The sequence below is a fragment of the Roseomonas sp. TAS13 genome, from assembly GCF_001950415.1.
Classification (GTDB): Bacteria; Pseudomonadota; Alphaproteobacteria; order Acetobacterales; family Acetobacteraceae; genus Roseomonas; species Roseomonas mucosa.
The window spans coordinates 1-10,019 of sequence record NZ_BDLP01000155.1 but is presented as its reverse complement, the minus strand read 5'-3'; the positions used below and the strand labels follow the sequence as shown (position 1 = coordinate 10,019).

The window sequence follows — 10,019 nt, the reverse complement described above, 5'->3', positions numbered from 1 at the left end:
CCTTACGGTGGAGCTGTGCGTAGATGTGATCAAGAGACAGGCTGGTGGAGAGCCTGGCCCCCGAGGTCATCCGCGGCGCGGTGATGGCGGCGCGGCTGTCCGGCCTGCCGGTCTCGGTCTCCACCGGCGGCTGGATCATGGGCGACGATGCCCGCCGGCGCGCCATGATCGCCTCCTGGGCGCTGCTGGGCGAGGGCCGTCCCGAGGAGGCTTCCATCAACCTTTCCGAACCCGACGCCCCGGCGGTGATCGATGCCCTGCATGCCTCGGGCATCGGGGTGGAGGCGGGGCTGGCCTCGGTCCAGGACGCGGAGCGCTTCCTGGCGCTGGACCGGGGCTGCCGGCGGGTGCTGGTCGAGGTCCCGGACCTGCCGCCGGACCAGGCCGTGCCGCTGGCGAAAGCCATCCTGGGCCGGCTGGACGCCGCGGGGCATGGGGCGGAGCGCCAGTTGCACGGTGAAGGACGTTCCGTCTGGCCCTGCTTCGACCTCGCCGCCGAGCTGGGGCTGATGGCCCGGCTGGGCCTGGAGGACGGGACGGATCTGCCGGACGGGCGGCGGGCCGACGGCAATGTGGCGCTGATCCGGGCCGGGTTGGCCCGCGCCGCCCGGCGGGCGTGACACCGGCCCCGGACCATCGCCGCCGGCGGCCGGGGCTCACTCCCCGATCAGGTGCAGCACCATCTCCCGCCGGTGCGGCGCCGCGCGGTGCTCGAACAGGTAGATCCCCTGCCAGGCGCCCAGGACCGGCCTCCCATCGGCGACCGGCACGGAAAGCTGGGTCTGCGTCAGCGCGGCGCGCAGATGCGCCGGCATGTCGTCGGGCCCCTCGTCGTCATGCCGGTACAGGCCCCGCGCCTCGGGCGCGATCCGCCGGAAGAAGGCCTCCAGGTCTTCCCGCGCATCGGGCGAGGCATTCTCCTGCACCAGCAGCGAAGCGGAGGTGTGCCGGCACCAGAGGGTGAGAAGCCCGGTCCCGATCCCCTGGCCCGCCACCCAGCGGCGGATGGCGGCGGTGATCTCGACCAGCCCGGCGCCGGGGGTCTCGACCAGGAGCGTATGGAGGGCCTGCCGCATGTCACCGGCCTTGGAGGACTGGAGCGGATCGCCCCGGGAGAAGAGGATCAGGCCCGGGCCGGCTGGCCCGTTGCCTGCGCCCGCCGCTCCGGGATCGGGAAGATGCGGTCATAGGCGAGATTGAAGACGAAGGCATAGGCCACATAGAAGCCCGCGATCGCGATATCCATGACGAAGGCCTCCACCAGGCTGATCCCGAGATACCAGGCGATGGCCGGCAGCAGCGCCACCAGCAGCCCGGCCTCGAACAGGATGGCGTGCAGGACGCGCAGCGGCAGCGTCTTCTCCACCCGGCCCCGCAGGGCCAGCATCGCCCGGTCGAAACCCAGGTTGTAGAGATAGTTCCAGAGCGCGGCCGCGAAGACGCTGCCGACGCCGATGACCCCCATCTTCTCGACCGACAGGCCGAAGAGCCACGAGCCCAGCGGCAGGACCAGGGCGAGGCCGACAATCTCGAACAGGATGGTGTGACGGATGCGATCCGCTGTGCTGCGCATGGAGGACCCTTTGTGCGACTGGCGTTGTTGCGGGGTTTCTATCGCCTTTCCTGCCATGGAAAAGTTGGCTGCCATCGTTCTGGACGATAGGTTGAAGCCATGAGTGTTTCCCTCGACCAGCTCCAGGCCTTCGTGGCCGCCGCCGAGACCGGCTCCTTCTCCGCCGCCGCCCGGAAGCTGCGCCGGGCGCAGTCGGTGGTCAGCACCCATGTCGCCAATCTGGAAGCAGATCTCGGGCTGGAACTCTTCCGCCGAGAGGGCCGCAACCCGAGCCTGACCCGTGCCGGGCAGCGGCTGCTGCAGGAGGCGCGGGTGGTGCTGGAGCGTCGGGAGCACCTGATCGGCGTGGCGCGCAGCCTGGAGGAAGCGGTGGAGGACCGGCTGGTCCTGGCCATCGACGAACTCTATCCGGAAAACGCGCTCGGCAGCCTCTTCGCCGACTTCGCCCGGCATTTCCCTTCCGTGGAGCTGGAGATCCTGTTCTCGCTGATGGAGGATGTCAGCCAGCTCGTGCAGGAGGGAAAGGCCGATCTCGGCATCCAGTGGCGGCCGGAGGTGCTGCCGACCGAGCTGGGCTTCCACACGCTGGGCTGGGTGCCGCTGAAGCTGGTCTGCGGCCGCGACCACCCGCTGGCCAAGGAGCGGGTGGAATGGGAGGAGCTGAAGCGCCACCGCCAGATCATGCTCGCCACCCGCAGCGAGAGCCGGGAGAAGAGCCGCCTCCGCGTTGCTGCCGAGGTCTGGTGGGTGGAAAGCCACTGGGTGATCCTGGAATTCGTGAAGCACGGCATCGGCTGGGCCTTCGCCTCCGACCACGTGATCGCCGCCTCCCCGGCGGCGCCGGACCTCGTCACGCCGGAGCTCCAGTTCGATCGCGGCGACTGGCCCGTGGCGCTGGAGATGGTCTGGCACAAGCAGCGCCCCTCCGGCCCCGCCGCCGCCTGGCTGCGGCAAAGGCTGGCGGCGGAACGCATCGGGGCGCGGGCCCCAGCCTGAACGGCTTCCGGCCGCCGGGCGGCCCGGACGGGATCGCCGCCTGCGCGGGAGGCGCAGCCATCCGGCCGCCGGCACGTTTCCCCGCCGGGCGGAGCTCATCGGGCCGCCGGATGCAGGGAGATGCGGGATGGCAACGGGACGTGGCGGCAAGGACGCCTATACGGACAAGCAGAAGCGCCAAGCCGAACATATCGAGGAGAGCTACGAGCACCGCGGCGTACCGGAGAAGGAGGCCGAGGCGCGGGCCTGGGCCACGGTGAACAAGCAGGATGGCGGCGGCAAGAAGAGCGGTTCGGGGCGTGGCCACGCCGTCTCGCATGAACCGTCGCACAAGGGCGGCCATCTGGGCGGCGAAGCCTCGGCCTCCCGCCCGGCCAGCGAGCGCTCCGCCTCCGCGAAGAAGGCCGCGGAAACCCGGCGCCGGAACGCGGAGCACGGGACGCAGCATCACTGAGCAGCACCACTGGACTGGCACGGCAGGTCCGGCCAGACCCTCGGTGCCCCCGGGGATATCCCCGGGGATCGGTACGGATCGCTATTCCGCCATGGGGACGGCCAGCACGCTCTGGCGGAAGCTCTCCTGCGCCTCGGTGAAGCCGGCATGCACATCGTCGGCCGCCAACGTCAGGCTTTCCGCGGACAGCAGCACCCGCAACTGCCCATCGTTCCATTCGCGCGGGCGCCCGCGCTTGGCCAGTCCATGGACCAGTGCGCGTGCCACCCGCATGACCATGCTGCGCTCGGCGATCTCGGTCGCGGCGGCCTGCACCGCCGGGGCGACCTCCTCGCTGTCCTCGCTGCCGGTCAGCATGGAGGCCATCACCGCCACCGCCGGATAGGTCAGGTTGATGTGGAGCTGGTGGCTTTCCGGATAGTAGCAGGCGGCGCGGAAGGTCAGCCCGGCATCGGCCACCTCGGCGGCACCGCGCAGCAGGAACAGGGCGGGCGCGGTCTCGATCACCACCGGGCGAGGGGCCGGCGGCGCCACCGGCGTCGCGGGGGGCGGCATGTCCTCCGTGCGCGGGCGGGGCGGGCGGCGGCGCGCGACGCCCAGGCTCCGCAGCAGCTCCCCCATCTCCTGCTGCGCCTCGGCCACCAGGGCGGCGGAGGGCGAACTGCCGGCCAGGATCTCCTTCAGCCAGCCCGGCTGGTGCTCGGCGATGAGGGGGGCGAGATCGGCCAGCCGCACCTGCGCCTGCGCGCCGCCGCGGTAGCGCAGGAACTCGCGATAGCCTTCCGCCTGCACCGGATGGTCCGAAGGCAGCTCCACCAGGATGGAGACATGCCGCGCGCCCACCGGCACGCCGAAGCTCGGCGCCTCGCGCCGCCACTGGGCGCCGCGCATCACCGCGAAGATCTCGTCGCGGAAGACGATGCCGGCCATGCCTTCCGCATTCTCCAGGCCGGAGGGCTGGCTGAGGTTGGCCCCCGGCTTGTCCGGATGCGGGGCGTCGTAGGCATAGTGGATCACGACGCCATCCGGCAGCGCCACGCGCTCGTAGTGCGGCAGGGCGGCGAGCCGCTGCTCCAGGCTGCGGAGCGCATAGCTGGCGGTGACCGGATGGATGCCGGGCTGCAGCAGCACGCTGCCGCCGGGCAGGAAGCGGAAATAGCGGCCGCCGATGGTCTCGATGAGCCAGTTGGCCGGGCTGCGCGGATGGCCGTCGAAGGGATCGGCCACGGTGTCCTGCTCCGCCCGGTTGCCGAGCAGAACCACCTCGGTCCAGTCGCTCGCGGTGTCCCGCCCCTCGGCCCGGGCCAGTCCGGTGACCTCGACGATCTCGGTCAGGCGGCCGTCCGGGGCGGGCTGGTGCAGGCGGCCATAGGTGCCGCCCCGCTTGCCCAGCACCACCTCATGCACCACCCCGTCGCGGCAGGAGCGATAGCGCATCCCATGCTGGTTGGAGGGCAGGGAGGCCACCTTGGCACCCATGCCGAAATTGGCGTCGAGCCCGTTCACCTTGTTGATCGAGGCGGCGATGTCGCACATCCGGTAGAGTTCCGCCGCGGTCAGCCCCCGTCCGGCATTCCACAGGGCCAGCTTGCGCGCCCCATCGACCGTCAGGGCCGAGAATTCCACCCGCCGCTCCCCGTCCGGCGCGCTCTGGGCGGCCTCCAGCGCGTTCTGCAGCAGTTCCCGGATCATCATCGACTTCGGGCACCGCTCGATCATCGCCGCGACAAGAAAGTCTTCGTTGCCGACCCGCAGCCTCGTGATGGTGCTCATCTCAGCCCTGTCCACCTATGGTTGCTGCGTCGCATCATACACAACAAGGCTAAGCGTATCGAGGGTTGATTCAGTCCGCGTTAAACAATGACTTCCGGTTGTGGAAAACCCTCCCCACCCGGTGGCAGATGGGCCAGGAAGCGCAGCTTCAGGGGGGAGATGTCGGCCGGGCGGTGTACGATGGCGAGGCCGGTATGCGCCTCGCTCCCCTCCAGCTCCAGCAGCGCCACCCCCGCCATTCCGATCCGCCGCAGGACCGCCGGCACCAGGCTGACCCCGAAGCCGGCGGCCACCAGCCCCAGGATGCTGGTGGCGTTGTTCACCCGCAACTCGATCCGGGGCGTAAACCCGGCCCCCTGGCAGAGCTGCCAGAGCCGATGCCCCAGCCCCATGCCCTGTGGGTCGCGCAGGGCGATGAAGGGCTGCTCCGCCAGCGCCTCCAGCGGCAGCGGCCGGGGCAGGCGCTCCGCCAGGGAGGGCATCACCGCCGCCAGAAGCGCGTCGCGGCTGAAGGGCCGGGCCTGGTATTCGGGCGGCAGGATGCCCACCGGCTCCCGCACCACGGCCAGGTCCAGGCGCCGCTGCTCCAGTGCGGGCAGCTGGTCCTGCACCGAGATCTCCTGCAGGTCGATCCGCGCATCGGGCACGGAACGGCGGAAGGCCGAGAGCAGGGTGGGCAGTTCCGGCCCCAGCATGGCGGTGTTCACGTAGCCGATGCTGATCTCGCCGAGTTCGCCCCGGGCGGCGCGGCGGGCGACATGCACCGCCCGCGCCTCCTGCTCCAGCGCCGCCGCGGCTTCGGGCAGAAAGGCCGCCCCCGCCTCGGTCAGCGCGATGCCGCGCCCGACGCGGCGCAGCAGCCGCGCCCCCACCGATTGTTCCAGGGCCCGGATCTGCTGGCTGAGGGCAGGCTGCGCGATCCCGAGGCGCTCGGCGGCGCGCCCGATATGCAGCTCACGGGCGGCGGCGACGAAGCATTCGAAACGGCGGTTGGTCATCCGGGTCATTCATAACTTATAACTTATGGATTCCGCGAGTCTGCCTCGTTGATCCCCGGCCGCCACGGGTGCAAGCCTGTGGCCTGGACCGGCGTCCGCCGACGGCGACCGGCGGGGTCTGTCAATGCCCCGGAACAGAAGCAACCAGCAGGGAGGCGTCGATGCCCGACGGCCATAAGCAATTGCTGAACCGCGACAGCCTGCGGCGCGCCGCGGCGCCGGAATTCATGATGCGCAACCGTGCCATCCATCCGCCGGCCTATACGCCGACCTACAAGACCAGCGTCGCCCGCTCCCCGCGCATGCCTCTCGTCTCGCTGCAGAACTCGCTGTCCGAGGTGACCGGCCCGGTCTTCGGCCATGGCGACATCGGCGAGCTGGATAACGACCTGATCCTGAACTACGCCAAGACGGGCGAGCCGATCGGCGAGCGCACCATCGTCCATGGCCGCGTGGTGGACGAGAACGGCCGCGGCGTCGGCGGCACGCTGGTGGAGTTCTGGCAGGCCAATGCCGGCGGCCGCTACCGCCACAAGAACGACACCTACCTCGCCCCCATCGACCCGAATTTCGGCGGCTGCGGCCGCACCGTGACGGATGCGGACGGCTACTACGTCTTCCGCACGGTCAAGCCCGGTGCCTATCCCTTCCGCAACTACGTCAACAGCTGGCGCCCGGCGCATATCCACTTCTCGCTCTTCGGCAGCGGCTTCGCGCAGCGTCTGATCACCCAGATGTACTTCGAGGGCGATCCGCTGATCCCGCACGACCAGATCCTGGGCACCGTCCCGGACCTGGCGGCCCGCGACCGCCTGATCGCGCGCCTCGACATGAATGCCGGCGTGCCGCTGGACTCCCTGGCCTACCGCTTCGACATCGTCCTGCGCGGCCAGCGCTCCACGCTGTTCGAGAACAAGCTGCAGGGGAACTGAGCGCCCATGTTCAACGTCAACGCCCCGGCCTCCTTCCTCCAGGAAACGCCGTCCCAGACCGCCGGCCCCTATGTGCATATCGGGCTGATCCCGCACCAGGCGGGCTTCGACATCTTCGAGAAGGACTTCAGCAACACGCTGGTGACGCCCGAGACCCAGGGCGAGCGCATCACCATCGAGGGCCGCGTCATCGACGGCACGGGTTCGCTCTGCAAGGACATCCTGCTGGAGATCTGGCAGGCCAATGCCGCCGGCAAGTACGACCATGAGGCCGACCAGCAGGACAAGCCGGTGGACCCGGCCTTCCGCGGCTGGGGCCGCACCGGCACGGCCTTCGACACCGGCGTCTATACCTTCGAGACGATCAAGCCCGGCAAGGTCGCCGGCCGCGCGGGGCGGGGCGAGATGGCGCCGCATGTCAACTTCTGGGTCGCGGCGCGCGGCATCAATATCGGCCTGAGCACGCGCATGTACTTCTCCGACGAGGAGGAGGCGAACAGGAAGGACCCGGTGCTCAACATCGTCGAGCAGGCGGAGCGCCGGAAGACCCTGATCGCGCAGCGTTCCGAGCGCGACGGCAAGGTGGTCTACACCTTCGACATCCGCCTGCAGGGCGGCGCGGACGAGACCGTCTTCTTCGACGTCTGAGGTCTCCAGGCGGCCGGCCCCTCCTGGGCCGGCCGCCCCCTCATTCCCGCCGGTCGTGCGACAGCGGCCGGCTCGCCGCCAGGAGACGGTTCTGCAAGTGGCGGATAGCCAGCATCGCCGCTTCCGCGACGTCGTGGAACGCCATTCGGACATGCGCGAACTGGGCGGAGCCAGCCTGCTGCAAGGCTTCGTCGTGAATCCTCTGCTGGGTCAGGATCGCCTGATTGAGAGTTCGAATGACCAGACGCATCGTTTCTCTTCAGCTTCTCTCAGAAGCGAAGATGAGCATGGTTCCAGGATTCGAAGCAATAACTGAAAATCGTCTCATTAAAGGGACTATCCTCCCATCCTGGACGGAGGAGAGGGAGCCGGGGGAGGCATGCGCCTTCCCCGGCCCGGCGCTAGGGCGCGCTGGCCTTGTCGAGCAGCGCCGTATCCTCGGCGGATAGCTTGAGCGTGGCCGCCTTCAGCAGGTCCTCCAGCTGTTCCAGCCGGGTGGCGCTGGCGATCGGGGCGGTGACGCCGCCGCGGTTGGCCAGCCAGGCAATGGCGACCTGCGCCTGGGTGACGCCATGGCGGGCGGAAACCTCGTCCAAGGCGCGCAGCACGGCGAGTCCCCGGGGGTTCAGGTACTTCTTCACGCCGCCGCCGCGTGGGCTCTGCCCCAGATCCTCCTCGCTGCGGTACTTGCCGGTGAGGAAGCCGGCGGCGAGCGAGAAATAGGTGATCACGCCGATCCCCTCCTCGTAGCAGAGCGGCTGCAGCTCCTCCTCGAACCCCTCGCGCTCCACGAGGTTGTAGTGCGGCTGCAGGCTCTCGTAGCGCGGCACGCCCAGCTCGGCGGCGGCGGTCAGCGCCTCGCGCAGCCGCGCGGCGGAATAGTTGGAGGCGCCCACGGCCCGCACCTTGCCCTCGGCGATCAGCTCGGCATAAGCGCCCATGGTCTCGGCGAGCGGCGTGCCGGGGTCGTCGAAATGCGACTGGTAGAGGTCGATGTAGTCGGTGCGCAGGCGCTTCAGCGAATGCTCCACCTCCTTCCTGATCCAGTCGCGGCCAAGGCCCTTGCCCTGGCCCGGCATCTCGCCGCCGACCTTGGTGAGGATCAGCACGTCGTCGCGCCGGCCGCGCCGCTTCAGCCACTGGCCGATGACGTTCTCGGATTCGCCCCCGCTATGGCCCGGTGCCCAGTGGGAATAGATGTCGGCCGTGTCGATGGCGTTGAATCCTGCCTCCACCAGCCGGTCGAGCAGGCGGAAGGAGGTGGTCTCGTCCGCCGTCCAGCCGAAGACATTGCCGCCGAAGACCAGAGGCGGGAGCGTGAGGCCGGATCGGCCGAGCGGGCGTCGTTCCATGGTCCTGTCCTTCCGTTGTCGCGGCCCGCCCGTCCGGGTTCCCGTGATGCCATCGGCGGTGGGGCCAGCCCGCGGGCCGCAGGGGAGCATGCCCGGGGGCCGGGAGGGCATGGCTCCGACCGGCTGCGCCGGGCCTGCACAGCCAGCATCCCTCCGCCAGCCCGGCTTGGCCAGCCCGCTTCCGGTCACAGGGCCGGGGGGTTCAGCCCTCCAGCTTCACCCCGGTCAGCCGCACCATCTCCCGCCAGCGGGCGACCTCCTGCTTCTGGAAGGCCGCGAATTCCCCCGGCCCCTGCGGGGCGAGGGTGAAGCCGGCATTCCGCAGCTTCTCCCCCATCGCCGGGTCCCGCACCACGCCGAGCATGGCCCCGGCGATCCGCTCCACCACGGGTGCGGGGGTCTGCGCCGGTGCGAAGAGGCCGAACCAGGCATCCACGAAGGGCTCGGGCTGCCCGGCCTCGGTGGCGGTGGGGATGTCGGGGAAGTCCGGCAGGCGGGCCGGGGCGCCGATGGCCAGGGCGCGCAGCTTGCCGTCGCGCACCAGCGGCGCGACCGAGGGGAAGGTGGCGGTGTAGAAATCCACAACCCCGGTCATCGTGTCGGTCGCCGCCGGGGCGGCGCCGCGATAGGGCACGTGGACCGCCCGCATCCCCGTGCGCCGAACCAGCGTCTCGCTGATCACATGCGAGGCGGAGCCGGCCTGGGATGAGGCATAGCTCAGCTCCTCCCGCCGCCCGCGCCCGATCAGCTCCGCCAGGCTGCGCGAGGGCGAGTCCGCCCCGACCACCAGCGCATGGTGGACCGTGCCCAGCCGCGCGACGGGGGTGAAGCTCTCGAGGACGTCGTAGGGCAGGTTCGGCATCATCCACTGGTTCGAGGCGTGGGTCTGGTTGTGGCCCAGCACGATGGTGTTGCCGTCGGGCGCGGCGCGGGCCACGACCTCGCTGCCGATCACGCCGCCGGCACCGGGCTTGTTGTCCACCACCACGATGCGGCCCAGGGACGGATGCACGCCTTCCGCCAGGACCCGGGCCAGGATGTCGGTCGGGCCGCCCGGCGGGGCGGGCACCACGAGATGCAGGGGCGGCGCGCCCTGGGCCCGGGCGGGGCGGGACAGGCTGGCGGCGATGGGGCCGAGGGCGGCCAGGGCCCGCAAGGCGCTGCGGCGATGGATCATGTGGACGTGTCCTCCTCCAGCCCGCAACAGGCCTCCGGCACCCGGCCGGGTCAAGAGCCGGGGGAGGGTGCCCGGGGAGGGTGCCCGGGGGGAGGCCGAGGAGGGTGCCCGGCAGC

12 protein-coding genes are annotated in these 10,019 nt (G+C 70.5%); 5 read left to right on the top strand and 7 right to left on the bottom strand.

The window, feature by feature from the left end:
* Positions 1-137 precede the first annotated feature (137 nt).
* The gene (locus tag ROTAS13_RS13195) at positions 138-620 is read left to right on the top strand and encodes a 3-keto-5-aminohexanoate cleavage protein (RefSeq protein WP_253187679.1); all 483 of its coding nucleotides are present in this window, start codon (positions 138-140) and stop codon (positions 618-620) included.
* A 36-nt stretch (positions 621-656) separates the two neighbouring features.
* On the opposite strand, the gene ROTAS13_RS13190 is transcribed toward ROTAS13_RS13195, so the two are convergent.
* Entirely contained in the window at positions 657-1,076 is a 420-nt protein-coding gene (locus ROTAS13_RS13190) for a secondary thiamine-phosphate synthase enzyme YjbQ (RefSeq protein ID WP_075822572.1), read from the bottom strand.
* Positions 1,077-1,123: 47 nt separating this feature from the next.
* Entirely contained in the window at positions 1,124-1,573 is a 450-nt protein-coding gene (locus tag ROTAS13_RS13185) for a PACE efflux transporter (protein ID WP_019461843.1), read from the bottom strand.
* Between the two features lie 99 nt (positions 1,574-1,672).
* Between ROTAS13_RS13185 and ROTAS13_RS13180 the strand changes: the two genes are divergently transcribed.
* Both ROTAS13_RS13180 and ROTAS13_RS13175 read left to right on the top strand, forming a co-directional pair.
* Positions 1,673-2,569, top strand: coding sequence for a LysR family transcriptional regulator (locus tag ROTAS13_RS13180; RefSeq protein WP_075822571.1), 897 nt, complete (start codon positions 1,673-1,675; stop codon positions 2,567-2,569).
* A gap of 127 nt (positions 2,570-2,696) precedes the next feature.
* Positions 2,697-3,023: a hypothetical protein gene (locus ROTAS13_RS13175; protein WP_058389090.1), complete on the top strand. Its 327-nt coding sequence runs from the start codon at positions 2,697-2,699 to the stop codon at positions 3,021-3,023.
* Positions 3,024-3,104: 81 nt separating this feature from the next.
* Here ROTAS13_RS13175 and ROTAS13_RS13170 read toward each other — a convergent pair whose 3' ends face one another.
* Together ROTAS13_RS13170 and ROTAS13_RS13165 are read right to left on the bottom strand one after the other, a co-directional pair.
* The gene (locus tag ROTAS13_RS13170) at positions 3,105-4,796 is read right to left on the bottom strand and encodes an ATP-binding protein (protein WP_058389091.1); all 1,692 of its coding nucleotides are present in this window, start codon (positions 4,794-4,796) and stop codon (positions 3,105-3,107) included.
* A gap of 80 nt (positions 4,797-4,876) precedes the next feature.
* Positions 4,877-5,794 carry a LysR family transcriptional regulator gene (locus ROTAS13_RS13165; protein WP_075822570.1) on the bottom strand — a complete coding sequence of 306 codons (918 nt, stop codon included), beginning with the start codon at positions 5,792-5,794 and terminating at the stop codon, positions 4,877-4,879.
* Positions 5,795-6,021: 227 nt separating this feature from the next.
* On the opposite strand from ROTAS13_RS13165, the gene pcaH reads away from it, so the two are divergent.
* Positions 6,022-6,726, top strand: a complete 705-nt coding sequence (gene pcaH / locus ROTAS13_RS13160; RefSeq protein WP_037250872.1) for a protocatechuate 3,4-dioxygenase subunit beta — start codon at positions 6,022-6,024, stop codon at positions 6,724-6,726.
* Between the two features lie 6 nt (positions 6,727-6,732).
* Complete coding sequence (pcaG, locus tag ROTAS13_RS13155; protein WP_019461837.1) at positions 6,733-7,374, top strand: protocatechuate 3,4-dioxygenase subunit alpha; 642 nt, start codon at positions 6,733-6,735, stop codon at positions 7,372-7,374.
* A gap of 40 nt (positions 7,375-7,414) precedes the next feature.
* Here the strand turns inward: pcaG and ROTAS13_RS13150 are convergent, their stop codons facing one another.
* From ROTAS13_RS13150 to ROTAS13_RS13140, 3 genes are all read right to left on the bottom strand, one after another.
* Complete coding sequence (locus tag ROTAS13_RS13150) at positions 7,415-7,624, bottom strand: hypothetical protein (protein WP_075822569.1); 210 nt, start codon at positions 7,622-7,624, stop codon at positions 7,415-7,417.
* 151 nt (positions 7,625-7,775) lie between these two features.
* Positions 7,776-8,726, bottom strand: a complete 951-nt coding sequence (locus ROTAS13_RS13145; protein WP_058390149.1) for an aldo/keto reductase — start codon at positions 8,724-8,726, stop codon at positions 7,776-7,778.
* Positions 8,727-8,928: 202 nt separating this feature from the next.
* On the bottom strand, positions 8,929-9,903 hold the full coding sequence (locus ROTAS13_RS13140) for a tripartite tricarboxylate transporter substrate binding protein (protein WP_075822568.1): 975 nt from the start codon (positions 9,901-9,903) through the stop codon (positions 8,929-8,931).
* Positions 9,904-10,019 lie beyond the last annotated feature (116 nt).